This window comes from Bacillus sanguinis (genome assembly GCF_018332475.1).
GTDB classification, from domain to species: Bacteria; Bacillota; Bacilli; order Bacillales; family Bacillaceae_G; genus Bacillus_A; species Bacillus_A sanguinis.
Map to the genome: position 1 here is coordinate 1 of NZ_BOQB01000637.1, position 275 is coordinate 275.

The 275-nt window shown below is 55.3% G+C and carries 1 pseudogene; it reads left to right on the top strand.

Features of this window, described 5'->3' with window-relative positions:
- Positions 1–275, top strand: a pseudogene (cecR, locus tag KI369_RS30010) (DNA-binding transcriptional regulator CecR); the annotation flags it as partial.

Sequence of the window (275 nt, forward strand, 5' to 3'; positions counted from 1 at the left end):
ATAATCCTGCCATGACAATCAAGGGTGAACAGGCGAAAAAACAGCTGATTGCTGCCGCACTGGCGCAGTTTGGTGAATATGGAATGAACGCCACCACTCGCGAGATAGCCGCCCAGGCCGGGCAGAATATCGCTGCCATCACCTACTACTTCGGTTCGAAAGAAGATTTGTACCTCGCCTGCGCCCAGTGGATTGCCGATTTTATTGGCGAGCAGTTCCGTCCGCATGCCGAGGAAGCCGAACGCTTGTTCGCGCAACCACAGCCTGATCGGGCT